Source organism: Mycobacterium shunyiense (assembly GCF_058270035.1).
In genome coordinates this window covers 183,618-208,517 of sequence record NZ_JBZDPT010000043.1, presented here as the reverse complement: position 1 = coordinate 208,517, position 24,900 = coordinate 183,618, and the positions used below count along the sequence as shown (strand labels likewise).

General features: G+C 66.9%; 20 protein-coding genes. 14 read left to right on the top strand and 6 right to left on the bottom strand.

Going from position 1 to position 24,900, the window contains the following annotated elements; genetic code table 11:
* Window positions 1-20: 20 nt before the first annotated feature.
* The gene (locus tag AC4ELS_RS24180) at window positions 21-854 is read right to left on the bottom strand and encodes an alpha/beta fold hydrolase (protein ID WP_499049623.1); all 834 of its coding nucleotides are present in this window, start codon (window positions 852-854) and stop codon (window positions 21-23) included.
* A 68-nt stretch (window positions 855-922) separates the two neighbouring features.
* On the opposite strand from AC4ELS_RS24180, the gene AC4ELS_RS24175 reads away from it, so the two are divergent.
* The 7 genes from AC4ELS_RS24175 to AC4ELS_RS24145 all read left to right on the top strand — a co-directional run bounded on the left by AC4ELS_RS24175 (window position 923) and on the right by AC4ELS_RS24145 (window position 5,451).
* Complete coding sequence (locus AC4ELS_RS24175; RefSeq protein ID WP_448446476.1) at window positions 923-1,525, top strand: TetR/AcrR family transcriptional regulator; 603 nt, start codon at window positions 923-925, stop codon at window positions 1,523-1,525.
* 72 nt (window positions 1,526-1,597) lie between these two features.
* Window positions 1,598-1,918, top strand: a complete 321-nt coding sequence (locus AC4ELS_RS24170; protein ID WP_499049621.1) for a hypothetical protein — start codon at window positions 1,598-1,600, stop codon at window positions 1,916-1,918.
* Window positions 1,919-1,993: 75 nt separating this feature from the next.
* Window positions 1,994-2,563, top strand: a complete 570-nt coding sequence (gene ruvC / locus AC4ELS_RS24165) for a crossover junction endodeoxyribonuclease RuvC (protein WP_064886602.1) — start codon at window positions 1,994-1,996, stop codon at window positions 2,561-2,563.
* Entirely contained in the window at window positions 2,560-3,147 is a 588-nt protein-coding gene (ruvA, locus tag AC4ELS_RS24160) for a Holliday junction branch migration protein RuvA (protein ID WP_064886601.1), read from the top strand. The genes ruvC and ruvA overlap by 4 nt, the downstream gene beginning before the upstream one ends.
* Window positions 3,148-4,203 carry a Holliday junction branch migration DNA helicase RuvB gene (gene ruvB, locus AC4ELS_RS24155; RefSeq protein WP_055113446.1) on the top strand — a complete coding sequence of 352 codons (1,056 nt, stop codon included), beginning with the start codon at window positions 3,148-3,150 and terminating at the stop codon, window positions 4,201-4,203. It begins immediately after the preceding gene.
* A gap of 5 nt (window positions 4,204-4,208) precedes the next feature.
* The gene (locus AC4ELS_RS24150) at window positions 4,209-4,592 is read left to right on the top strand and encodes a DUF1304 domain-containing protein (RefSeq protein ID WP_064960862.1); all 384 of its coding nucleotides are present in this window, start codon (window positions 4,209-4,211) and stop codon (window positions 4,590-4,592) included.
* A gap of 97 nt (window positions 4,593-4,689) precedes the next feature.
* Window positions 4,690-5,451, top strand: a complete 762-nt coding sequence (locus tag AC4ELS_RS24145) for a MerR family transcriptional regulator (RefSeq protein ID WP_064960882.1) — start codon at window positions 4,690-4,692, stop codon at window positions 5,449-5,451.
* Between the two features lie 95 nt (window positions 5,452-5,546).
* Here AC4ELS_RS24145 and car (AC4ELS_RS24140) read toward each other — a convergent pair whose 3' ends face one another.
* The 3 genes from car (AC4ELS_RS24140) to AC4ELS_RS24130 form a co-directional block, all read right to left on the bottom strand.
* On the bottom strand, window positions 5,547-9,017 hold the full coding sequence (gene car, locus AC4ELS_RS24140; RefSeq protein WP_499049619.1) for a carboxylic acid reductase: 3,471 nt from the start codon (window positions 9,015-9,017) through the stop codon (window positions 5,547-5,549).
* A gap of 171 nt (window positions 9,018-9,188) precedes the next feature.
* On the bottom strand, window positions 9,189-12,674 hold the full coding sequence (gene car, locus AC4ELS_RS24135) for a carboxylic acid reductase (protein WP_499049617.1): 3,486 nt from the start codon (window positions 12,672-12,674) through the stop codon (window positions 9,189-9,191).
* Window positions 12,675-12,844: 170 nt separating this feature from the next.
* The gene (locus AC4ELS_RS24130) at window positions 12,845-13,480 is read right to left on the bottom strand and encodes a maleylpyruvate isomerase N-terminal domain-containing protein (RefSeq protein ID WP_463792193.1); all 636 of its coding nucleotides are present in this window, start codon (window positions 13,478-13,480) and stop codon (window positions 12,845-12,847) included.
* Between the two features lie 68 nt (window positions 13,481-13,548).
* On the opposite strand from AC4ELS_RS24130, the gene AC4ELS_RS24125 reads away from it, so the two are divergent.
* The gene (locus AC4ELS_RS24125) at window positions 13,549-14,166 is read left to right on the top strand and encodes a hypothetical protein (protein WP_064885322.1); all 618 of its coding nucleotides are present in this window, start codon (window positions 13,549-13,551) and stop codon (window positions 14,164-14,166) included.
* A 4-nt stretch (window positions 14,167-14,170) separates the two neighbouring features.
* Here AC4ELS_RS24125 and gabT read toward each other — a convergent pair whose 3' ends face one another.
* Window positions 14,171-15,511, bottom strand: coding sequence for a 4-aminobutyrate--2-oxoglutarate transaminase (gabT, locus tag AC4ELS_RS24120; RefSeq protein WP_499049615.1), 1,341 nt, complete (start codon window positions 15,509-15,511; stop codon window positions 14,171-14,173).
* 160 nt (window positions 15,512-15,671) lie between these two features.
* Between gabT and yajC the strand changes: the two genes are divergently transcribed.
* From yajC to AC4ELS_RS24090, 6 genes are all read left to right on the top strand, one after another.
* Window positions 15,672-16,025 carry a preprotein translocase subunit YajC gene (yajC, locus tag AC4ELS_RS24115; RefSeq protein WP_499049613.1) on the top strand — a complete coding sequence of 118 codons (354 nt, stop codon included), beginning with the start codon at window positions 15,672-15,674 and terminating at the stop codon, window positions 16,023-16,025.
* Between the two features lie 72 nt (window positions 16,026-16,097).
* Window positions 16,098-17,933 (top strand): protein translocase subunit SecD, encoded by a 1,836-nt coding sequence (gene secD, locus AC4ELS_RS24110; RefSeq protein WP_064959142.1) that lies wholly within the window; start codon window positions 16,098-16,100, stop codon window positions 17,931-17,933.
* Window positions 17,934-17,937: 4 nt separating this feature from the next.
* A complete protein-coding gene (secF, locus tag AC4ELS_RS24105; protein ID WP_064959141.1) occupies window positions 17,938-19,212 on the top strand; it encodes a protein translocase subunit SecF in 1,275 nt (424 codons plus the stop codon).
* Window positions 19,213-19,218: 6 nt separating this feature from the next.
* The gene (locus AC4ELS_RS24100) at window positions 19,219-20,886 is read left to right on the top strand and encodes an ABC transporter substrate-binding protein (RefSeq protein WP_499049610.1); all 1,668 of its coding nucleotides are present in this window, start codon (window positions 19,219-19,221) and stop codon (window positions 20,884-20,886) included.
* Complete coding sequence (locus AC4ELS_RS24095; protein WP_174554257.1) at window positions 20,883-21,410, top strand: adenine phosphoribosyltransferase; 528 nt, start codon at window positions 20,883-20,885, stop codon at window positions 21,408-21,410. The genes AC4ELS_RS24100 and AC4ELS_RS24095 overlap by 4 nt, the downstream gene beginning before the upstream one ends.
* A 40-nt stretch (window positions 21,411-21,450) precedes the next feature.
* Window positions 21,451-23,802 carry a RelA/SpoT family protein gene (locus AC4ELS_RS24090; protein ID WP_064885385.1) on the top strand — a complete coding sequence of 784 codons (2,352 nt, stop codon included), beginning with the start codon at window positions 21,451-21,453 and terminating at the stop codon, window positions 23,800-23,802.
* Here AC4ELS_RS24090 and AC4ELS_RS24085 read toward each other — a convergent pair.
* Window positions 23,799-24,887 (bottom strand): preprotein translocase subunit SecD, encoded by a 1,089-nt coding sequence (locus AC4ELS_RS24085; RefSeq protein ID WP_499049608.1) that lies wholly within the window; start codon window positions 24,885-24,887, stop codon window positions 23,799-23,801. The two genes, AC4ELS_RS24090 and AC4ELS_RS24085, sit on opposite strands and share 4 nt — an antisense overlap.
* Between the last annotated feature and the right edge of the window lie 13 nt (window positions 24,888-24,900).

Below are 24,900 nucleotides of genomic sequence, written 5' to 3'. Positions count from 1 at the left end.
GACACGGTAGCCCGGGTCGTTCAGCGGGTCAGGAAGCGGCCGATCTCCTCGGCAGTCTGTTCGGGTTGATCGAGCATGATGAGCACTCGCGCATCCGCGATCTGGCGCAGCTGCCCGTCGGGTAGCAGGTCGGCCAGTTGCCGCCCGTGTGCGGGCGGCATCACGGTGTTGTCGCTCCACAACACCAGCGACGGGCCGGTGAAATCGGCGAGGGAGTTGGTGGCCCGGATCAACTCGGCTTTGTCGAATCGGCTGCGGCAGTAGCTGATCAGGTCGCGGCGGATCCGCCGATCGGCCAGCGCGGCATCGGTCCAACCCTCGAAAAGATGTTGGGGGATCGGCTTTTTCGCCATCTCGCCCCACAGTATCGGTTGCCGGCGCAACCACTCGATGCGCATCTGGCGTAGTGCGAAGGAGACGGTGCCGGTGGTGCGGCTGGCGAGCCACAGCACCTTGGCGTAGGGCGCTGGTGGGAAGTTGTCGAACGCCTCCGACGGGCAGATCACCAGTCGTGCCACCCGTTTGTCGCGTCCGGTGTCGGTCAGGAACAGCGGTCCGCCCCAGTCGCTGACGATCAGGGTGACGTCCGCCAGATCCAGGGCGTCGAGGAAATCGGCGACGATGCCGAGCATCCCGTCCATCCTGAGATCCGCGTCCTCCCGCATCGGGATGCGGTGTCCACCCAGGGGGAGCACCGGCAGCAGATAGCGGAACCCGGCAGGCAGCAGCGGCAGCGTCATCGTCCACTGCGTGTCGTTCATCAAGAGTCCGTGCAGCAGCACCACCGGCGGCCCGGACGGATCCCCCACTTCGCGATATTCGATGGTCCCCGCGGGCAGTTCCACTGATTTCATGGCGACCTTCCTGGCATTAGAACGTTGATTCTAGAATTTATGCTCTAGTGTGTCGGCAGGAGGTTCAGATGGCAAGGTCCACGCGGGAAACGATCCTGACCGCCACCGCCGAACTGATGCGGCACAAGGGCTACGCGGCGGTCGGCATGAAGGACATCGTCGCGGCCTCCGGCGCCCCGATCGGGTCGCTCTATCACCATTTCCGGGGCGGCAAGCTGCAGATCGCCCGCGAGGCACTGGTCGATGCGGGAGCTGCCTACGGGCTGCTCATTCCGACGATCGTCGATGAGTACGACGACCTGGGCCGTGCGGTCGAGGGGGTGTTCAGCCAAGCCGCGGAGGACATGGCAGCCAGCGGCTACGCGAACATGTGCCCGGTCGGCACGGTGGCGGCCGAAACCTCCGACACCGTCGAGGAGTTGCGGGTTGTCGCGGCGGGGGTGTTCACCGCGTGGCTCGACGGCGGCGCCGCCTACTTCGCCCAACGAGGCGTGGACCCGCCGATGGCGCGCGAGGTGACGATTGCGATCGTCGCGGCACTTGAAGGCGCGTTCATCCTGGCGCGCACGCTGCGTGACGTCGAACCACTGCTGGCAGCCGGCCGCGCACTGGCCCCGCAGTATCGGGGGATCGCGCTGGGGGTCCGAGTGTTGACCGATACGACGAATTGAGCGCACTGCGCCCCTCGTTCGCGCGGTTACGGTGATCTCGGTCGTTTGTGGGTGCGCTAGGAAGGCGGGGTCATGCAGTTGGTCAACGCGGCGGTGACCGACCCGCACGGGGTCACCTGGATGGTGCGACGCAAGTGGATGTACGCCCCGGATACGTGGGGAGACGCCGACGGTGTGGTCGGGGCGTTCTTTGCCATCGTCTCGCTGCTGGTTCTTCTGGCCTGGCCGATCTGGTTCGCGGCGAAGTTTCTCGGGGTGCCCTGGAAGATCGTGATCGAGCGGGCAGGGCGGGAAGTCGGCACCGAACGAGTCAGGGGTTGGCGGGCATCGGGGCGACGGATCGACCAGATCCGCCAGAGCATCCTCGGGGCGGGTGTCTCGCACTACCGGTGATTGGCGTGTCCCTGCCACACCCCGCCGACCCGGCCCGCTAGGCTATCGAACAGATGTTCTGACGAAGGGGTTCGTGTGCGGGTGATGGGAGTGGATCCCGGGTTGACGCGCTGCGGCCTGTCCGTGGTGGAGAGCGGCAAGGGCCGGCAGGTCACCGCCCTCGATGTGGACGTGGTCCGCACCCCGGCTGACGCACCGTTGCAGAAGCGGCTGCTGGAGATCAGCAACGTTGCCGAGTACTGGATGGACACCCACCGACCCGACGTGATCGCGATCGAGCGCGTCTTCGCACAACAGAACGTGTCGACGGTGATGGGTACCGCCCAGGCCGGCGGAGTGATCGCCCTGGCAGCGGCTCGGCGCGACATCGAGGTGCACTTCCACACCCCCTCGGAGGTCAAAGCGGCAGTTACCGGAAACGGTCGTGCCGACAAGGCTCAGGTCACCGAGATGATCACCAGAATTCTTGCGCTGCAAGCCAAGCCGTCTCCGGCGGACGCCGCCGACGCGCTGGCCCTTGCCATTTGCCACTGCTGGCGCGCCCCGATGATCGAGCGCATGGCCGCCGCCGAGGCCATGGCGGCCGAACAACGCCGCAAGTACCAGGCCCGGCTGAAGGCCACCGCGAAGGCGGCCCGGACATGATCGCCTCGGTGCGCGGCGAGGTCATCGACATCGCGCTCGACCATGCCGTGATCGAGGCCGCCGGTGTCGGCTACAAGGTGATGGCCACGCCCTCGACGCTGGCCAACCTGCGCCGTGGCACCGAATCGCGGCTGATCACCGCGATGATCGTGCGCGAGGATTCGATGACGCTCTACGGGTTCGCCGACGGCGACGCCCGCGACCTGTTCCTGACACTGCTCGGCGTCTCCGGCGTGGGCCCCAAGATCGCCTTGGCGACATTGGCGGTCTATGACCCGCAGGCCCTGCGGCAGGCGCTGGCCGACGGCGATGTGACCGCGCTGACCCGGGTTCCCGGTATCGGCAAGCGCGGTGCCGAGCGCATGGTGCTGGAGCTGCGGGACAAGATCGGTCCGGTCACCCCAGGGGCCATCGGTGGGGCGATCGGCCACGCGGTGCGCGCTCCTGTGGTGGAAGCCCTTGTCGGACTTGGCTTTGCCGCCAAGCAGGCGGAGGAGGCCACCGACAAGGTGCTGGCCAACGACCCCGAGGCCACCACGTCTTCCGCGCTGCGGGCCGCGCTGTCCATGTTGGGTAAGAAGTAAATGGGCCGTTTCGACGACACCGAGGAACCTGACGAGCGGGAGGTCTCGCCGGCGCTGACGGTCGGCGAGGGCGACATCGACGCCAGCCTGCGACCGCGCTCCCTCGGGGAGTTCATCGGTCAGCCCCGGGTACGGGAGCAGCTACAACTGGTCCTCGAGGGCGCCAAGAATCGCGGTGGCACACCGGATCACATCCTGCTGTCCGGCCCGCCCGGGCTGGGCAAGACCTCGCTGGCGATGATCATCGCGGCCGAGCTGGGCTCGTCGCTGCGGCTCACCTCGGGCCCCGCGCTCGAGCGCGCCGGTGACCTGGCGGCGATGCTGTCCAACCTCGTCGAGCACGACGTGCTGTTCATCGACGAGATCCACCGCATCGCCCGGCCGGCCGAGGAAATGCTGTACCTGGCGATGGAGGACTTCCGCGTCGACGTGGTGGTCGGCAAAGGCCCTGGCGCCACGTCGATCCCGCTCGAGGTCGCACCCTTCACGTTGGTAGGGGCCACCACCCGGTCCGGTGCGCTGACCGGCCCCCTGCGGGACCGCTTCGGGTTCACCGCGCACATGGATTTCTACGAGCCGGTCGAACTCGAGCGGGTGCTGGCCCGGTCGGCAGGCATCCTCGGCATCGAGTTGGGTCGCGAGGCCGGTACCGAGATCGCCCGGCGCTCCCGCGGTACACCGCGTATCGCCAACCGGCTGCTGCGCCGGGTCCGGGACTACGCCGAGGTCCGCGCCGACGGGGTGATCACCCGCGACATCGCCAAGGCCGCGCTCGAGGTCTACGACGTCGACGAACTCGGGCTCGATCGCCTGGACCGTGCAGTGCTGTCGGCGCTCACCCGCAGTTTCGGCGGTGGCCCGGTCGGGGTGTCGACGCTGGCGGTGGCCGTAGGCGAGGAGGCCTCCACCGTCGAGGAGGTCTGCGAACCCTTCCTGGTGCGCGCCGGCATGGTGGCGCGAACGCCGCGGGGCCGGGTGGCCACGCCGCTGGCGTGGACTCATCTGGGTATGCAACCGCCGGTTACCGGACTGGGACAGCCGGGGCTGTTTGAATAGGCGGCATGGTTATCGCCGGTCTGGTGTTCGCCGCGCTCGCCGCGGCCCTGCATGTCTACATCTTCGTCATGGAGTCGCTGACCTGGACTTCACCGCGGACCCGTGCGACCTTCGGTATCAGCGAGGAGGAAGCCCAGGCCACCAAGGAGCTGGCGTTCAACCAGGGTTTCTACAACCTGTTCCTGGCGATCGTCACCGTGGTCGGCATCGTCGCGGTTGGCATGGGGCATAACGCAGTTGGAGCTGCCCTGGTGTTCGCCGGGGTGGGTTCCATGTTGGCCGCCGCCGCAGTGCTGCTGACCAGTTCGCCGGACAAGGCGCGGGCAGCCATCACCCAGGGCGCGTTCCCACTGATCGCGGTCGTCTTGCTCGTGGTCAGCCTGCTCTAGGCCGTTCGCAGACGCGGCCCCATAGGTTCGAGCAAGAGCACTTGACCCTCACGCGACGTGAGGCGCCAGTCTGATCAACATGACGCAGGAGTTGCCGGTGGATGAGCTCACCGTCGGCCAGGTGGCTGAGCGATTTCGCATCACGGTCCGGACACTTCACCACTACGACGAGATCGGGTTGTTGACCCCGTCCCGGCGTGGCGCCTCGGGATACCGGGTCTACACGTCGGCCGACGTGACGCGGCTGTCCCAGATCATCGTGTACCGCCGGCTCGAGTTCTCGCTTGACGAGATCGCGAGCCTGCTGAACGAGGGCGATGAGGTCAGTCACCTGGTCCGTCAGCGCGAACGCGTCATGACCCGTCTCGACGAGATGAAGGACCTCGTCGAGGCCATCGATCAGGCATTGGAGAAGGCAATGACGAACACCCCCATGACCGACGACGACATGCGCGAACTCTTCGGCGACGACTTCGACGACTATCAGGCCGAGGTCGAACAGAAGTGGGGCGAGACCGCGGAGTGGAAGGAGTCGCAGCGTCGAACGAAGGCCTACGGCAAGGACGAGTGGATCCAGATCAAGACCGAGGGAGAAGCCGTCGAGCAGGCTCTGTCCGACGCTTTCCGCAGCGGACTTCCGGCAGACTCCGACGCGGCGATGGATGCCGCCGAACGGCACCGGCTCCACGTGAACCGCTGGTTCTACGACTGCCCGAGCGAATTCCACCGCAAGCTGGGAGACATGTACGTGAGCGATCCGGCATACGTCGCAAGGTACGACGAATCTTTCGCGCTTCCGGGCTTGGCGGTGTTCTGCCGCGACGCGATTCATGCGAACGCGGACCGAGCTGCTCGCTGACGGGACAACGGCTTGCTGCGCTAGATACTGATTGGCCGCGGTCCTGGATAAGGACCGCGGCCGCTCAGGGGATTCTTCCCTTGTGGGGAAGTCTGTTACAGCAACCCGAGCAGTTTCAGATCGCTGATGTATTTGACGATGATCTCGCGGGTGACATGCGGGATGTCCTTGTCGGGGCCGATCTTCGCGTCCTGCACCGCAGCACGGAACACGTCGGTCGGCGCCATCGCGCCGTTGACCGGCACGCCGGGCTGCTGGTAGTTGTGCAGCAGCGGCAGCAGTGAGGCCTGACGCTGCTTGTCGGGCAACGCCCGCAGCGTGGTCTCGAAGCGGGACAACCACTCCTGGTAGTCCTCCACGCGCTGGATCGGGTAGCCGGCCTCGACGAGCCAGTCGACGAATTCGTCCATGCCGAGGCCGTCATCGTGCGGGTTCATCACGTGGTAGGTCTCGAAGCCGTCCTGGGCATGGGCGCCCAGGGTGGAGATGGCCTCGGCGATGAACTCGACGGGTAGACCGTCGTAGTGCGAGCGCTGGCGGTTGCCGTCCGCGTCGAGCTGGTTGAAGGACTTCGGCGCGACACCGGTGGCGACGAGGCTGAACATCATGCGGGTGAACATGTCCGGCAGGTTCAACTGCCCGGCATAGGTGGTGTCGGCCAGGATCATGTCGCAGCGGAACACCGTCACCGGCAGGCCGGCCAGATCGTGGGCTTCACGCAGCAGGACCTCACCGGCCCACTTGCTGTTGCCGTATCCGTTGGCGTAGCTGTCGTCGACACGTCGAGTGGGGCTGATGGTTCGAATGTCAGCGTCCTCCACGAACTTTCCGTGCTCGATACCGCCGCCCACGCCGATGGTCGACACGTAAGCGAACGGCTTGATCCGCGTGGTGAGCGCGATACGGATGAGCTCGGCAGTGCCAAGCGCGTTGGGTCCGAACAGTTCGCTGTAGGGCAGCACGTGGTTGACCAGTGCGGCCGGGTCGACGATGAAGTCGACGGTGTCGGCCAGGCGCTGCCAGGTCGCCTGGTCGAGGCCGAGGTCGGCCTCACCCTTGTCGCCGGCGATCACTTCGAGGTGGTCGGCGGCCAGTTTCCGGTAGTGCGCCAACAGCTTGGGGTCGCCGCTGTCGAAGGTCTTGTCGAGCCGTGCGCGGGCTTCCTCGTCGGACTTTGCGCGCACGAGGCAGATGACCTTGCCGTCAACCAGATCCATGCGCTCCAGCCAATCCAGGGCCAGGTAACGACCCAGGAAACCGGTTGCGCCGGTGAGTAGTACGGTGCGGATCTCACTGACCGGACCGGGCAGCCCCGGTGCGGCGGCCAACGTCGCGGCGTCGATGAACTTGTCCAACGTCAGATCCGACGCATGGACCTCGGTCGCGTTGCGACCGTGCACCGAGGTGAAGGTCGGCCGCAAATTGGTACCGGAGCGCTGAGCCTCGATGTACTCGGCGATGGTCCGAAGATCCGATGCCGGGCTGACGATGGCCGACACGGGCACCTCGACGTCGAAGATCTCCTGCAGCAGGTTTCCGAAGGTCAACGCGGACAGCGAATCCCCGCCCAGATCGGTGAAGTGGGCCTCGGGTGCGAGATCGGTTGTCGCAGCACCCAACAGGGCGCCTGCGGCCCGGCTCACGGTGTCGAGCACGGGAGCCTGGGCGCCATTGCGCCGCAGCTCGCTCAGTTCGTTGGCCTGCCCCTCGGCCAGTTCGGTGTACAGCTCCTCCAAACGCTCGCCGTAGTGACTCTTCAGGTTGGGACGAGCCAGCTTGCGGATACCGGTCAGCAGACCGTTCTCCAGGCTGAAAGGCGTCGTCTCCACGAGGAAGTCACGAGGAACTTCGTACGACTGCAGCCCGGCGGTGCGGGCCGCTTCCTGAAGTGAATCGCCGATCGCCTGCTTCGAGGCGGTGGGATCGGTGGGCACCACGACGGCCAGCAGATATGAGCGGGCGCTGTTGCCGTAGATGAAGATCTGGCGCACCAGCGGGCTGTCCCCGAAGACTGCCTCCAGCTTGGAGACGGTGACGAACTCGCCCTGCGAAAGCTTCAGGACGTTGTTGCGCCGGTCGAGGTACTCGACATGGTCAGGGCCGAGTTCGGCCACGATGTCACCGGTGCGGTAATAGCCGTCCTCGTCGAACATCTCGGCAGTGATCTCCGGACGCTTGTAGTACCCGGGGAACATCTGCTCGGACTTCACCAGCAGCTCGCCGCGCGGGTGGGGCTGGTCGGTGCGGAAGTAGCCCAGATCCGGGACGTCGACGAGCTTGTAGTCGATCACCGGCGGGCGCTGGATGTAGCCGTCGACGAAGACCGAACCGGCCTCGGTCGAGCCGTAGCCCTCCAGCAGGTGCATGTCGAGCAACCGCTCGACCCACGTTTTCATCTCGGCCGAGATCGGCGCGGAACCGGTCATCGCGGAGACGAATCGTCCGCCCAGCAGGTCCTCGCGGACCTCGGCGAGCACTGCGTCCTCACTGCCGCCGGAACGGTCGAGCCGGCTCTGGTACTCCTGGAACAGCATGTCCCAGATCCGCGGCACGAAGCTCAGCTGCGTCGGCCGCACGAGGGCGAGATCGTCGAGGAAGGTCGACAGGTCGCTGCGCGCGGCGAAGTATGCGGTGCCGCCCGAACTCAGCGTGCCGATCAGGATGCCGCGGCCCATCACGTGGCTCATCGGCATGAAGTTGAGGGTGATCGCGGGCAGGGCAGCCTGGTTTTCGTCCCAGGTGGCCTTGGTGGCGATCTGCCACATGTTGGCGACCTTGCTCTCCGGGTACATGGCGCCCTTGGGGGTGCCGGTGCTGCCGGAGGTGTAGATCAGCATGGCCAGCGGGTCGGCTTGGCCGGAGACGTACAGCGGTGCGTCGGCCAGCGACCGGCCGCGGTCCAGGACGTCGGCCAGCGGCTCGACGACAACGTCGGTGCCGGCGAGCGCGGACTTGGCGGCCTCGAAGGCTTCGCGCTGTGCGTCTACCCGGGGCCGGTAGTCGAAGACCACCAGGCGGCGGGGCGCGGGTCCGGAGCGCACCAATTCGACTGCGTCGTCGAGGAAATCGATGCTCGCCGCGATCACGGTCGGTTCGGTCTCGGCGAAGATGGGCCGCAGGGTGGTGACCGGGGCGCTGGTCTGCAGCGGCACGGACACGGCGCCGAGCTCGATCAGCGCGGTATCGATGGTGGTGTAGTCCACGCTGGTGAAGCCGAGGATGGCGACGCGGTCGCCGGGCTTCACGGGGTGGTTGTGCCAGGCGTTGGTCACCGCTTGGACGCGGTCGCCCAACTGGCGGTAGGTGATGGTCTCAAACCGGGGGAGCAGCTGGGCCGACGTGCGGCCGTCGGCGTCGGTGACGTACTCGACCGCGCGCTGCCCGAGGGCGGGCCGGTCTGCGTACCCGGTGAAGATGCCTTTGACTACGGCGGGCAAACGCAGTTCTGGCTGGGCGACGGCGGCGTTGACGGCGTCGCTGGGGCGGGCATCGGCGAACTGGGCGTCGGTGTCATACAGGTGTGCGATGCGGCGTTGGAGCCGGTCCTCGCGTGTTTCGGTGGTCATATCGGTCCCCTGAGCAAATCAAAATAACTATGGTCGGCGCATTTGCCGCGCCTACTAACTACTACGTTAGTAAAACTAATTATATTTCGAGATCCCAGTCCGGTGGCTGCGAGATTGGTCACGCCCGGCGTGCGCCCGTCCCACTGCGATGGGGGACGGGCGCACGGGGGGTTAGAGCAGGCCGAGCTGCTGCAGGTTGGTGATGTACTTGACGATCACTGCCGGGCTGACATGCGGAATGTCCTTGTCCGGCCCGATCTTGGCTTCCTGCACCGCGGCCCGGAAGTGGTCCGTCGGAGCCAGGGCGCCCAACATCGGCCGCTCGGGCTTCTGGTAGTTGTGCAGCAGCGGCAGCAGGGAGGCCTGACGCTGCTTGTCCGGCAGGGCCCGCAGAGTGCTCTCGAAACGCTGGATCCACTGCCCGTAGTCGGCTATCCGCTCGATCGCGTAGCCCGCCTCGATCAGCCAGTCGGTGAACTCGTCCATGCCGAGGCCGTCGTCGTAGGGGTTCATCACGTGGTAGGTCTCGAAGCTCTCGACGGACTGTCCGCCCAGGGTTGAGATCGACTCGGCGATGAATTCCACCGGCAGGCCGTCGTAGTGCGAGCGCTGGCGCTTGCCGTCAGCGTCCAGCTCGTAGAACGAGCCCGGTGCGATACCGCTGGCGACGAGGCTGAACATCATGCGGGTGAACATGTCCGGCAGGTTCAGCTGACCCGAGTACGTCGTATCGGCCAGGATCATGTCGCAACGGAACACCGCCACCGGTAGCCCGCACAGATCGTTGGCCTCGCGCAGCAGGACCTCGCCGGCCCACTTGCTGTTGCCGTACCCGTTGGCGTAGCCGTCGTTGATCGCCCGGACCGCGCTCATCTGGCGGACGTCGACGTTCTCGACGAACTTCCCGGGCTCGATCTGATCGCCCACGCCGATGGTCGACACATAGGTGTACGGCTTGATCTTCGTGGTGAGCGCGATCTTGATGAGCTCGGCGGTGCCAAGGGCATTGGGTCCGAACAACTCGCTGTAGGGCAGCACGTGGTTGACCAGTGCGGCCGGGTCGACGATCAGGTCGACGTCGTCGGCCAGGCGCTGCCAGGTCTGCTGGTCCAGTCCGAGGTTCTCCTCGCCCTTGTCGCCGGCGATCACCTCGAGGTGGTCGGCGGCCAGTTTCTGGTAGTGCGCCAACAGCTTTGGGTCGCCGCTGTCGAAGGTGGCGTCGAGCCGGGCCCTGGCCTCTTCGTCGGACTTGGCTCGCACCAGCGCGATGACCTTGCCGTCGACCAGATCCATGCGTTCCAGCCACTCCAGGGCCAGGTAGCGGCCGAGGAAGCCGGTGGCGCCGGTCAGCAGCACGGTGCGGACCTCTGCAGGAGCCTTGGGCAGGCCCGGCGCGGCGGCCAGGGTTGCGGCGTCGAGGAACTTGTCCAGCGTGAGATCGGAGGCACTGACTTCGGCGGCGTGCCTGCCGTGCACCGACGCATAGGTCGGGCGCTGGGATCCGCTGCGCTGCGTTTCGATGTAGCCGGCGATCCCGGCCAGGTCGGTGGCCGGGCTGACGATCACGCCGACCGGCACGTCCACGTCGAAGATCTCCCGCAGCAGATTGCCGAAGGTCAACGCCGACAACGAGTCTCCGCCCAGATCGGTGAAGTGGGCGTCCGGCGCCAGGTCTGACGCCGAAGCGCCGAGCAGGGCACCTGCGGCCCGGCCCACGGTCTCCAGCACGGGGGCGTCGGCACTCAGGGAGCGCAGTGCCCGAAGTTCACCGGCCTGCGTCTCGGCAAGTTCGGTGTAGAGCTGCTCCAGCCGCTCGCCGTAGTGCGCCTTCAACTTCGGCCAGGCCAGCTTGCGGATACCGGTCAGCAGGCCGTTCTCCAGCGTGAAAGGTGTTGTCTCCACGATGAAATCGCGGGGGATCTCGTAGGACTGCAGGTCGGCTTCCCTGGCGACCTCCTGCAGGGATTCGCTGATCGCCTCTTTGGAGACGCTGGCGTCGGTGGGCACCACGACGGCCAGCAGGTAGGGCTGCGCGCTGTTGCCGTAGACGTAGATCTGTTGCACCAGTGGGCTGTTGCCGAACACCGCCTCCAGCTTGGCCAACGTGACGAACTCGCCCTGGGCGAGCTTGAGCACATTGTTGCGCCGGTCGACGTAGCGGAGCTGGTCCGGACCGATCTCGGCGACGACGTCGCCGGTCCGGTAGAAACCGTCCTCGTCGAACACCGAAGCCGTGACCTCGGGACGCTTGTAGTAGCCGGGGAACAGGTTCTCGGTCTTTAGCAGCAACTCGCCGCGCGGGTACGGCTGATCGGTGCCGAAGTAGCCCAGATCGGGGACGTCGACGAGCTTGTAGTCGATCACCGGCGGGCGCTGGGCCACGCCGTCGAACAGCGCCATACCGGCCTCGGTCGAGCCGTAACCTTCGAGCAGGTGGATGCCGAGCATGTCCTCGGTCCAGGTCTTGAGCTCAGCGGAGATGGGTGCCGAGCCGGTCATGGCGGCGACGAAGCGTCCGCCGAGGACGTTGTCCCGCACCTCGGCCAGCACCTCGGCCTCGACGGCCTCACGGTCCGCGCCGCCCTCGGCCAGACGGTGATCCACCCGGCTCTGGAACTCGCTGTGGATCATCTCCCACACGCGCGGAACGAAATTCAGTTCGGTGGGCCGCACCAGGGCGAGGTCCTCCAGAAGCGTCGACAGGTCGCTGCGGGCTGCGAAGTAGCAGGTGCCGCCGGCGGCGAGCGAGGCATACAGGATGCCGCGGCCCATCACATGGCTCATGGGCATGAAACTGAGGTTGATCGCCGAGCTGACCGGTCCGAGCCACGCCTTGCTGTTGCGCCGCCAGAATTTGCCGACCGAGCTCTGCAGGTACATCGCGCCCTTGGGGGCACCGGTGCTGCCCGAGGTGTAGATCAGCAGCGCGAGCGGGTCGGTGCCGTCAGCCTTCGGCGCCTCCGGTGAGGGCAGCTCGGCGCCCCGGACCAGCAGGTCGCTCAGGGTCTCGACGGTGACGCCGGCCCCTGCCAGCCGCTCGGCGGCCGATGTCACGGCATCGCGGTGATCGTCGATCTCGGGGTGGTGGTCGAAGGCGACCACCCGAGCCGGGGCGTGGGCGGTGAGCGCCAGTTCGACGGCATCGGCGAGGTGGTCGACACTCGCGGCGATCACAGTCGGTTCGGTCTCGGTCACGATCGGCGCCAGCGATTCGGGCGAGGAGCTGGTCTGCAGGGGCACCGACACCGCGCCGATCTGGCCGAGAGCCGTGTCGATCACGGTGTAGTCAGCGCTGGTGAAACCCAGGACGGCGACCCGGTCGCCCGGCTTGACGCCGGAATCGTGCAGAGCCGCACTGAAGGCGCGCACCCGGTCCCACAGTTGTCCGTAGCTGATGGTGTCGAACCGGGGGAGCAGGCGGGCAGTGGTCCGACCGGTGGCCGGATCGGTGACGAATTCCTGCGCGCGCTCCCCGAGCGCGGGCCGATCGGCGTAACCCTCCAGGAGGGTCTGGACGATCTCGGGAAGAAGGAGGCCGGGGACGTCTACAGAGGCGGTGACGGTGTCGCTCGGTATCGCGGCAGCGAACTGTGGATCGGTAGCGGTCAGATCGGCGATGCGGATCGCCAGTTGCTCCTCGCGAGTATCAAACGACATCGAAAAACCTCTTTGTTGATAGCGGAAATAGTCACCAGCGCAACGTTGCGCCACCGGTTTACTACGTTAGTGAAGCTAAACTTATTTCCGGAAAACCAGCTTCTCGGCTGTCAATGTGCTGTGAGTCCTGTCGTTCCTGCATACCGTCCGGAACAGGCCTGTTATTTGCATCACCGGATCGCCGGCACCACCGCGTGCGCGGGCGTTCGTCCGGCGAGCGCCTCCACCGCCGTTGCTGGATCCGGCACCGCGATCAGCAGGTCCCGCGTCGCAGCCAGAGCCGCCGCCGATGGCGTCACCCCGCCGACAGCGTCGGCCAGGTCGAGTAGATGCACGGTGGCCTCCAACAGTGCGACCTCGGCGACCACGCCGAGCGTGGTGCTGCCGACAACCGGATAGCGGATCACCGTTACGCCGGCCCGGGCCATTTCGGGCATCCGGCGCATCCGGTCCGCCGCGTCGGCGAATCGTGCCGAGGCTGCCGCGGGACTCAGTGTCGAGGCTTCCTGCACTGCCTGTGCGGCGATCCGGTCCGCCGTGGTGTTGGCGACCCCGTCGGGCTGGTTGAAGATGCGCAGCATCTCGGCCGCATCCGTCACTGCGGGCAGGCCTTCCACCCGGGCTTTGACGAGTCCGTCGAACGTCGTTGCCTCTGGACAGACGTGGGCAACCAGCGACTGCACGTCCCAGGCGCCACACCGGGTGGCGGTTCGCCACTGTGCCGCGGTGAGCTCGGCGCATCGTCTGCCCCAACGTTCCCAGGCATCGGCCAACGTATCGCGCAGTGACCTTCCGACGAGACGCATGCCCTCACCCTAGGAGCGTTATTCCCGCTCGAGTTCGGGGTACCCACCCGGAAGTCAAAGGAGGCATCATGACCGAATTCGATACCCGCGGTGGCCGGCTACGCATGCGGCGCAGTCGCGGTGCCGCCAGCGGACTTCTGCTGGTTCTACTGGGAATCTGGGGTGCGCTGATCCCGTTCATCGGACCGTACTTCGACTTTGCCTTCACCCCGGACCAAGCCTGGGTGTGGACGTCGGCGCGCGGCTGGTTGGAGGTGCTTCCGGGCGCTGTCACGGCGCTGGGCGGTCTGCTCCTTCTGGTTTCGGGGAACCGGGCCACGGCTCATTTCGGCGGATGGCTGGCCGTACTGGGCGGAGCGTGGTTCGTGATCGGCCGGGCGCTCGCCGGGCCGCTGGGTATAGGTGATGCCGGGATGCCGATTGCCGTGACCGACGCCAAGCGGGTGTCGCTGGAGTTGGCCTACTTCTCCGGGCTGGGTGCTTTGATCGTGTTGCTGGGGGCCATGGCGGTCGGCCGGTTGTCGGTCCGCAGCGTGCGTGATGTCGAATATGCCCAACGCCCCGTCGCCACGGCGGCGTCGGCCGAACCCGTCGCAGTCGCAGACGCGTCGCCGACCGAAGCCCCCGCGCCCAGACATCGGACCTGGGGTGGATTCTTCGGTGGACGTCACACCCACGCGCACTAGCGCGTCAGAGGTCGCGCAGGATCAGCTCGAGCACGTCGAGTCCCGCGACGAGCAGATCGTCGCTGATCGTCAACGGCGGCAGGAAGCGCAGCACGTTTCCATAGGTGCCGCAGGACAGCACGATCACGCCCGCCGCGTGGGCACCGGCGCACAGCGCCTTGGTGAGCTCCGGGTCGGGTGTGATCGTGCCGGCCTTGACCAGTTCGACGGCGATCATCGCGCCCCGGCCGCGGACGTCGCCGATCCGGTCGTCCTCGGCCTGCAACCGGCCCAGGCGGTCCTTCATCAACGCCTCGATCTGCTGAGCCCGGGCGATCAAGCCGTCGGTTTCGATGGTCTCGATCGTGGCCAACGCCGCCGCACACGCGATCGGGTTGCCGCCGTAGGTGCCGCCCAACCCGGAGACGTGGGGCGAGTCCATGATCTCGGCGCGGCCTGTCACCGCCGACAGCGGCAATCCGTCGGCGATCCCTTTGGCGGTGACGATGAGATCGGGATCGATGCCCTCGTGTTCGCACGCGAACATCGCGCCCGTCCGCGCAAACCCGGTCTGCACCTCGTCGGCGATGAACACCACGTCGTTGTCGCGGCACCACCCCAACAGCGCAGGCAGGAACCCGTCCGCCGGGACGATGAACCCGCCCTCACCCTGGATCGGTTCGATGATGACCGCGGCCAGGTTGTCGGCGCCGACCTGCTTCTCCATCACGTCGATGGCCCGCTTCGCCGCCAGCGCGCCGTCGGTGGCCAACTCCTTGCCGAACTCGGCGTCGCGGTACGGGTAGGACAACGGAGCCCGGTAGATCTCGGGTGCGAACGGGCCGAAGCCGTGCTTGTACGGCATGGACTTGGCGGTCAGCGCCATCGTGAGGTTGGTGCGCCCGTGATAGGCGTGATCGAAGGCGACGACGGCAGGCTTGTGGGTGTGGGACCGGGCGATCTTGACCGCGTTCTCCACAGCCTCCGAACCCGAGTTGAACAACGCCGAACGCTTCTCGCCGCGCACCGGTGTCAACCGGTTGAGGTGCTCGCAGACCGCGACATACTGCTCATACGGCGTCACCATGAAGCAGGTGTGCGTGAACTCGGCGGCCTGGGCGGCCACCGCCTCGACCACGCGGGGCGACGAGTTGCCGATCGTGGTGACCGCGATGCCCGAGCCCAGGTCGATGAGCCGATTGCCGTCGACGTCCTCGACGATGCCGCCCCCGGCCCGGGCGGCGTACACGGGCATGGTGTTGCCGACGCCCCGGGCGACCGCGGCCGTTTTACGGCCGATCAACGCCTCGGATTTGGGGCCAGGGATCGCGGTGGCCAGATGGCGGCTCTGCTCGGGATGGCTCAACACTGCCTCCTGAAAACGGAACGGCGGCGAAGGAAAGAACGCGTATCGAGCCTAGTCGTCCGGGCCGCCAGTCGGCGGCGAATGGGGTGGTCCGGGTCGGCGGCGGTATCGTGGCCTCGGTCGCCCTGACATCTGACCCGACACGAAAGACATAGTTGACATGGATCTCGTCATTTTCCTGCCCCTGCTGATCGTCATGGGCGCGTTTATGTTCTTCGCGTCGCGTCGTCAGCGCAAGGCCATGCAGGCGACCATCGACCTGCACAACTCGCTGCAGATCGGCGATCGCGTGCACACCACCTCGGGCCTGCAGGCCACGATCACCGGCATCACCGACGACAACGTCGACCTGGAGATCGCGCCCGGCGTCGTCACCACCTGGATGAAGCTCGCCGTGCGCGACCGCATCGAGGGGGACGCCGACGACGAGGCCGGCACCGACGTCCCGGCGGCGGCGACCGAACTGACCGAGAGCGCCGGTGTCACCGACACCGACGGCCTCAAGAAAGACTGACCGCAGAGCACCCAGGACAAGCACGTACCCTTTGCGGTGCTGACGAACTGATCTCGAGGAGACCCTAGAAACGTGGCATCGTCTTCGGCGCCGGTGCATCCTGCGCGCTACCTGACACTTTTCCTGGTCCTTCTGATCGGCGTATATCTGCTGGTGTTCCTCACCGGCGACAAGCAGGCCAAGCCAAAACTCGGCATTGACCTGCAGGGCGGTACCCGGGTGACGCTGACAGCGCGCACCCCGGACGGCTCGACGCCGACCAGAGAGGCACTCAACCAGGCCCAACAAATCATCAGTGCCCGCGTCGACGGTCTCGGCGTCTCGGGCTCAGAGGTCGTCATCGACGGCGACAACCTGGTGATCACCGTTCCCGGCAACGACGGCAGCGAGGCCCGCAACCTGGGCCAGACCGCCCGGCTGTACATCCGGCCAGTCGCTCGCGCCATACCGGTACAGCAGATCAAGCAGCTCGCTCAGGGTGGAGCGCCGGGTGCTCCTGGTGCCCCCGCGGCGCCGGGCGCTCCTGCGGCCCCGGGTGCTCCTGCGGCTCCGGGTGCTCCCGGTGCGATCCCCGGCCAGGTTCCGGGAGCGCCGGCCGAGCAGCCCGCGGCGCCGCCCGTGAGTGAGCCTGAGCCGGCCCCACAGCCGCGCCCGTACCCGTTGGATCCGGCACCGGAACCCACACCGGCTCCGGCGCCGGAGCCCGTCCCGGCACCGGCTCCCGGAGAGACGCCAGCGCCGCCGGCGCCGCAGCCCACGCCGCCAGGCGCTCCGGCGAAACCCGACGAGGCAAAGACTCGGGCCGCCTTGATCACGCTGGCGAAGACAATCCGCCAGAGCACCAACCCGATGATGCAGATCCAGGCGATCATGGACCGCGCCCAGAACTGCGACAAGGACGACATTCTGGCCGGCAACGACGACCCCAAGTTGCCGCTCGTGACGTGCTCCACCGACGGGCAGACCGTCTACCTGCTGAGTCCGTCGATCATGAGTGGTGAAGAGATCGCGGACGCCACCTCGGGGCTGAACCAGCAGCAGGCCCAGTACGTCGTCGACGTGACCTTCAAGAGCGGGGGAGCCAAGACCTGGGCCGACTTCACCGCGGCGAACGTGGGCACCCAGACGGCGTTCACGCTCGACTCGCAGGTGGTCAGCGCACCCGAGATCCGGGAAGCCATCCCTGGCGGCAACACGCAGATCACCGGTCAGTTCAACGCGGACACGGCCAAGGAACTGGCCAATGTGCTGAAGTACGGGTCGCTGCCGCTGTCTTTCGAGTCGTCGGAAGCGGAGACCGTTTCGGCGACCCTGGGCCTGTCCTCGATGCGGGCCGGTCTGATCGCGGGCGCGGTCGGCCTGGCGGCGGTGCTGCTGTACTCGCTGCTGTACTACCGGGTGCTCGGTCTGTTGGTGGCCCTGTCGCTGGTTGCTGCCGGCGCAATGGTTTTCGCCATCCTCGTGCTGCTCGGCAGATACATCGGTTACACGCTGGACCTGGCCGGTATCGCCGGTCTGATCATCGGTATCGGCACCACCGCGGACTCCTTCGTGGTGTTCTTCGAACGAATAAAGGACGAGATCCGCGAGGGCCGGTCGTTCCGGTCGGCGGTGCCCCGAGGCTGGGCACGCGCCCGCAAGACGATCGTGTCCGGCAACGCCGTGACCTTCCTGGCCGCCGCGGTGCTGTACTTCCTGGCGATCGGGCAGGTCAAGGGCTTCGCGTTCACGTTGGGATTGACCACGATCCTGGACATCGTGGTGGTGTTCCTGGTGACCTGGCCGCTGGTGTACCTGGCGTCCAAGTCCCCGACGATGGCAAAACCTGCCCTCAACGGTCTCGGCGCGGTGCAGCAGATCGCGCGGGAACGCCGGGAGGCTTCGCATGCGACCGCGGGACGGGGATAGGCACATGGCAGCAAAGAACGACACCACCGCTGACGACGTCAAGGACACCTCGGTGGAGACGCCGAGTATCGAAGCCACGTCTGCGGCCCTGCCCAAGCACGGATTTTTCGTTCGGCTCTACACCGGCACCGGCGCCTTCGAGGTCATCGGCCGCCGCAGGCTCTGGTACGCGGTCTCCGGCGTCATCGTGGCGATCTGTATCGCCAGCATGGTGCTGCGCGGGTTCACGTTCGGCATCGACTTCGAGGGCGGCACCAAGGTGTCGATGCCGTCGGCCGGTTCCGAAGGGGTCGTCTCCGTCCAGCAGGTCGAGGACGTCTACAGCAAGACCCTGAACAAGGCGCCCGAGTCGGTCGTGTTGGTCGGCAGCGGAGCCTCCGCCACGGTCCAGATCCGTTCGGAGACCCTGTCCGAACCGGAGATCGAAGAGCTGCGGACCGCACTGTTCGACGAGTTCCACCCCAAGGGCAGCGACGGTCAGCCCAGCAAGCAGGCCATCAGCGACTCGAAGGTGTCGGAAACCTGGGGCGGCCAGATCACCCAGAAGGCACTGATCGCGCTGGTGGTGTTCATCGTGCTGGCCTCGATCTACATCGCCTGGCGCTATGAGCGCTACATGGCGATGGCCGCGATGGCCACCCTGGTCTTCGACCTCGTCGTGACGGCCGGCGTCTACTCGCTGGTCGGATTCGAGGTCACCCCGGCCACCGTCATCGGCCTGCTCACGATTCTGGGCTTCTCGCTGTACGACACGGTGATCGTGTTCGACAAGGTCGAGGAGAACACCCACGGCTTCGAACACACCACTCGCCGAACCTTCGCCGAGCAGGCCAACCTGGCCGTCAACCAGACCTTCATGCGTTCGATCAACACCAGCTTGATCTCGGTGTTGCCGATCGTGGCGCTGATGGTGGTGGCGGTGTGGCTACTGGGCGTCGGAACCCTGATGGACCTGGCCCTGGTTCAGCTGGTCGGCGTCATCGTCGGTACCTACTCGTCGATCTACTTCGCCACGCCGCTGCTGGTGTCGCTGCGTGAACGCACCGAGCTGGTGCGCAAACACACCAAGCGGGTGCTCAACCGCCGGGAGAAGGGCAACAAGGCGGCGACGGCCACCAATGACACCGACGCGGCCTCCGATGCGACCGAGGCCGCCGACACGGGTGACACGGTGTCGGCGTCGATCGTCAGCGAGCCCGCACCGGCCAAGCCGGCCCCGGGCGCACGTCCGGGCACCCGGACCGGACGTCCGTCGGGCAAGCGGAACACCCGGCGGTAAAGCCAGATGGTTCAGTGGCGGGCCGTGGCCCGAACACGGACAGTAGCGACAGTGGCCACACTGTCCGTGGTCGCCGGGTTGGGCCTGGCGGCGTGTTCGGGCAGTTCGGCCGACGAGATCGACTACGCCGTCGACGGCACACTGACCACCTACAACACCAACACGGTGGCCGGTGCCGCGTCCGCCGGACCGCAGGCATTCGCGCGGGCGCTGACCGGGTTCGCCTACCACGGTCCGGAAGGACAGGTGGTCGCCGACAACGACTTCGGTTCGGTGTCGGTGGTGGGTCGTGCCCCGCTGGTGCTCGACTACGTGATCAGCGACAAGGCGGTCTACTCGGACGGCAAGCCGATCACCTGTGACGACCTGGTGTTGACCTGGGGCGCGCAATCCGGCCGGTTCCCGGTGTTCGATGCCGCCAGCCAAGCGGGTTACCGCGACATCGCCTCGGTGGACTGCGCACCCGGCCAGAAGCGGGCCCGGGTGTCCTTCGCCCAGGACCGCGGGTTCCTCGACTACGGCCAACTGTTCGCGGCCACCTCGCTGATGCCCGCACACGTCCTCGCCGACGAACTCGACCTGGGCGACGGAGCTGTGGCCACCGCGCTGCAGAGCGGTGACCAGCCGGTCATCGACCGGATCGCCAAGGCGTGGAACACCATCTGGGATCTCAAGCCGGACCTGGACCTCAAGCGGTTCCCCTCGTCTGGTCCCTACCGGATCGACTCGGTGTCCAAGGACGGCGTGGTGGTCCTGGTCGCCAACGACAAGTGGTGGGGCACCCCGCCGGTCACCAACCGGATCGCGGTATGGCCGCGCGGGGCCGACATCCAGGAGCGGGTCAACCAGGGATCCTTCGACGTCGTCGACATCGAGTCCGGCTCCTCGGGCCTGCTCAACCTGCCCGACGACTACGTCAGCCTGGAAAGCCCGTCCGCCGGTATCGAGCAGCTGATCTTCGCGCCGGGCGGTCCGCTGGCCGGCCCGGCGGCACGCCGGGCCGTCGCGCTGTGCACGCCGCGCGACGTGATCGCCCGCAACGCCGCGACGCCGATCATCAACTCGCGACTCAGCCCGGTCAGCGACGATGCGTTCAGCGCGGCCGAGAATGTCGGCGAGGCTGCGCAATTCGCGGTAGCCAACCCGGGTGCGGCGCGCGCGGCACTGAACAACAAGCCGCTGACCATTCGCATCGGGTATCAGACACCCAACGCCAGACTGGCCGCGACCGTCGGTGCGATCGCGAAATCGTGTGCTGCGGCGGGCATCACCGTGCAGGACGCCGGATCGGCGACAGCGGGGCCGGTGGCGTTGCGCAACAACGAGATCGACGGTCTGCTGGCCAGCACGGGCGGCGCCGCGGGCAGCGGTTCCTCGGGATCTTCGGCGATCGACGCCTACGCGTTCCACTCCGGCAACGGCAACAACCTGCCTGCCTATTTCAACGAGCGGATCGACGGCATCATCGATGCGCAGGCCGTCACGAGCGATCCGAAGGAACTGGCCCGGCTGGCGGGGGAGGGCGCGCCGATCCTGTGGAACGACATGCCGACTCTGCCGCTGTACCGCCAGCAGCGCACGGTGCTGACATCGAACAAGATGTACGCCGTGAGCAGTAATCCGACGCGGTGGGGAGCGGGCTGGAACATGGACCGCTGGAAGTTGTCCACGTGAGCACGGATGTTTCCCGACTGGTCAGGCAACTGATCCGGGAGGTCCCAGACTTTCCCGAGCCCGGCGTGCAGTTCAAGGACCTGACCCCGTTGCTGGCCGACGCCGAGGGCCTCGGCGCGGTGACCGACGCACTGGCCGCCACCGCGGCCGACGCCGATCTGGTCGCAGGACTGGACGCCCGGGGTTTCCTGCTGGGCGCGGCGGTGGCGACCCGGCTCGGTACCGGCGTCCTGGCGGTACGTAAGGGCGGGAAATTGCCGCCGCCGGTGCACAGCGTGACGTATCAGCTGGAATACGGCAGCGCGACGCTGGAGATCCCGGCCGACGGGATTGATATCGCCGGGCGCAACGTTGTGATCATCGACGATGTCCTGGCCACCGGCGGGACCCTGGCCGCGGCGATGCGACTGCTTGAGGCCGGCGGCGCCAACGTCATGAGCGCCGCTGTGGTGCTGGAATTGACGGCCCTGGGTGGGCGGGACGTGGTGGCACCGCTGAGGGTCAGCAGCCTCCACACGGTGTGAGGGATATCCTCGAACTCTCGGAGGTTGAGCGGAGGTGACGATGGCCGGCGATACGGGTACGGACGCGACTGCCGGCCAGGCGGTGCAGTCGCCTCCGGCGTTGCCGGCCGCCGCGGGACCCGACGCCACGAAGACCAGCGCCTCACGTCGCGTGCGCGCCCGGCTTGCCCGCCGGATGACGGCGCAGCGCAGCGCGGTCAACCCGGTTCTGGAACCCCTCGTCGCGGTGCACCGCGAGATCTACCCCAAGGCCGATCTGCAGTTGCTGCAGCGCGCCTACGACGTCGCCGATCAGCGACACGCCGACCAGTTGCGCAAATCGGGTGACCCCTACATCACCCATCCGCTGGCGGTGGCCAACATCCTGGCCGAGCTCGGCATGGACACCACCACGCTGGTGGCCGCTCTGCTGCACGACACGGTGGAGGACACCGGCTACACACTGGAGGCCCTGACCACCGAGTTCGGGGCCGAGGTGGGCCACCTCGTCGACGGCGTCACCAAGCTGGACAAGGTGGTGCTGGGCTCGGCCGCCGAGGGCGAGACGATCCGCAAGATGATCATCGCGATGGCCCGCGACCCACGGGTGCTGGTGATCAAGGTTGCCGACCGGCTGCACAACATGCGCACCATGCGGTTCCTGCCGCCGGAGAAGCAGGCCCGAAAGGCTCGCGAGACGCTGGAAGTGATTGCGCCGCTGGCACATCGGCTCGGCATGGCGACGGTCAAGTGGGAGCTCGAGGACCTGTCCTTCGCGATCCTGCACCCGAAGAAGTACGAGGAGATCGTGCGGCTGGTCGCCGATCGGGCGCCGTCACGCGACACATACCTGGCCAAGGTGCGCGCCGAGATCGGCGTGGCACTGAGCGCGATGAAGATCAACGCTGTCGTCGAGGGCAGGCCCAAGCACTACTGGTCGATCTACCAGAAGATGATCGTAAAGGGCCGCGACTTCGACGACATCCACGACCTGGTCGGCGTACGGATCCTGTGCGACGAGATCCGGGACTGCTACGCGGCCGTCGGCGTCGTGCACTCGCTGTGGCAGCCGATGGCCGGCCGGTTCAAGGACTACATCGCCCAGCCGCGCTACGGCGTCTACCAGTCGCTGCACACCACGGTCGTGGGGCCGGAGGGCAAGCCGCTGGAGGTGCAGATCCGCACCCGTGACATGCACCGCACCGCCGAGTACGGCATCGCGGCGCACTGGCGCTACAAAGAGGCCAAGGGCCGCAACGGGGTTCCGCACAGCCACGCAGCCACCGAGATCGACGACATGGCCTGGATGCGCCAGCTGCTCGACTGGCAGCGGGAGGCGGCCGATCCCGGCGAGTTCCTCGAGTCGTTGCGTTACGACCTTGCGGTCAAAGAGATCTTCGTGTTCACCCCGAAGGGTGACGTGATCAACCTGCCTACCGGATCGACCCCGGTCGACTTCGCCTACGCGGTGCACACCGAGGTGGGGCACCGCTGTATCGGGGCCCGGGTCAACGGCCGGCTGGTCGCGCTGGAACGCAAGCTGGAGAACGGCGAGGTCGTCGAGGTGTTCACCTCGAAGGCGCCCAACGCCGGGCCGTCGCGCGACTGGCAGACGTTCGTGGTGTCGCCGCGGGCCAAGGCCAAGATCCGCCAGTGGTTCGCCAAGGAACGCCGTGAAGAAGCGTTGGAGTCCGGCAAGGACGCCATCGCGCGCGAGGTCCGCCGGGGCGGACTTCCGTTGCAGCGCTTGATCAATGCCGACTCCATGGCTTCGCTGGCACGGGAACTGCGATACACCGACGTATCCGCGCTCTACACCGCGGTCGGTGAGGGCCACGTCTCGGCGCGCCACGTCGTGCAGCGCCTGCTCGCCCAGTTCGGCGGCGACGACGCGGCCGAGGACGAACTCGCCGAGCGGTCCACCCCGCTGACCATGCCGGTGCGCCAGCGCAGCACCGACGACACCGGTGTCGCGGTGCCGGGAGCGCCGGGAACCCTGACCAAGCTCGCCAAGTGCTGTACGCCGGTCCCCGGCGACACCATCATGGGCTTCGTGACCCGTGGTGGCGGCGTCAGCGTGCACCGCACCGACTGCACGAATGCGGCTTCCCTGCAACAACAGTCGGAACGCATCATCGAGGTGAACTGGGCGCCGTCGCCGTCGTCGGTGTTCCTGGTGGCCATCCAGGTCGAGGCGCTCGACCGGCACCGGCTGCTGTCCGACGTGACGCGGGTATTGGCCGACGAGAAGGTCAACATCCTCTCGGCGTCGGTGACGACCTCCAACGACCGGGTGGCGATCAGCCGGTTCACCTTCGAGATGGGCGATCCCAAGCACCTCGGCCACCTGCTGAGCGTGGTGCGCAACGTGGAAGGCGTATACGACGTCTACCGCGTCACCAGTGCGGCCTAGCGCCGCCTGGCCAGGTAGACCACCCCGACGACGGTGATCGCCACGACGCCGATCCCCACCATGATGACGACCGCGCGCGCCAGCTTGGCGATCACCGTCGCGGGCAACATCGTGTCCGCGGTGGACTCCAGCGACAACGAGAACGGTAACGAACCCGATCCCAGGACGCCGGCCAGCTCGCGCGCCGAGTCGGCGGTGAAGTTGCCGGTGATCTGAACCCGGCCACCGGTGATGGCCTCTCGGATCTGCGGAGCGCTGACCACGCGGGAGTCCAGGGTGAACGCGGTCTGGTTGCCGACGTTGGCCGAGGTGAAGTCGGCCCACGTCTTCGTGCCGGCACCGGTGAGTGCCAGGTCGATCGCGTACTGTCCCGCGTCGTCGTTGTACTCCGAATCGGCGTCGGTGATCTCCGCGCCGGTCATGACGGATTTGCCCAGCAGGTAGACCGTTTGGCCGTCGGTGGAGCAAGTGACCAGCGGCAGGTTGGGGTCGTCGTTACCGGCCATCACGTCGTCGTCGCCGCAGCGGGTGGCCTGGTATTGCAGCGCCAGGATCTGGATCGACGGGTTGATGGACTGCCGAAGTTCCTTCTCGTCGGAAATGCGTTGTGCCTGATCAGGTTTGGCTTTGCGGGGAACAGGCGTCGACGGGGTTTGGGAAGAAGATCCGCTCTTGGCGGCCATCGCATGGATCACCGGGCGGACCGTCAGCCGTCCCGGCATCGTGATGTCCCGCATCGCCGCCGGGTTTCGGCTCGGGATGGTGACCACCACGGTGTCCCCGTCGACTGCCACTTCGGATCCGGAGAGCCGGACCTCGTGCAGGCGCTTCTCGACGACCTCTCGCGCGTTCTCCAGATCATCGGGTGACGGTGGCGCGCCATCCGACGTCGCGGTCGAATACGTCATGCGGGTGGCCTCTCGGTCCTCCCAGATGTGGCGGGTCAGGAACACCGCTGCCGCATAGCCGCAAACCAGCACGGCAAGGAACAGCACCCCGAGCGTGCGGGTCGACGCGCTGGGTCCGCTGCGTTGGGGCGGCGGGAATCGGGGTGGCGGAAATTGGGATGGAAGTGGATAGGACATCGCAATCTCCTGG